Annotated in this window: 1 pseudogene; it reads right to left on the bottom strand. The window is 38.2% G+C overall.

Annotated features, from left to right (window positions below):
- Window positions 1–216: 216 nt before the first annotated feature.
- Window positions 217–448 (bottom strand): annotated as a pseudogene (locus tag ACTHUR_RS20865) (CRISPR-associated helicase/endonuclease Cas3); the annotation flags it as partial.

The raw sequence follows: 448 nt of genomic DNA, 5'->3' as shown, positions 1-448 counted from the left end.
ACTTTGCCATTTAGATTGCTAAATGATTTACCCTGTAAAAGAGCAAGAGAATCGCCTAAATATAAAGCTCCACTTTTTCTTTCGAAAACTTTGGAGATATTTCGGGGGAATTTATTTTTTTTCATAACCTTTTTTATTTAACTTGTTACATTTAAAAAAATTTTGGGAAGTATGATAGCCTTTTTCTCACACCATATCAATTCTATAGATGTTAATTTAAAACATCAAACTCTCCCCTTTCAAAAACGCCGTATCCTCCCAAGAAAGCCCCGCCACTTCATCATATAAATCCAGCCCAATCAGCGTATAAAACTGTTTGCCGAAGTTTTTCTGGTTAATCGGTTCAATGCGCCCTGCTTTATATAAAGCAGCGAGGGCTTTTTCGTGGATTTGGACGGTGTAGGGTTGCAGTTTGCGTAAGAGTCTGCCGATATGGTCGGCGTGGTGC

The organism is Neisseria sp. P0021.S007 (assembly GCF_051956855.1).
The sequence above is the reverse complement of the archived record's forward strand: the minus strand, read 5'-3'. Positions and strand labels throughout refer to the sequence as shown.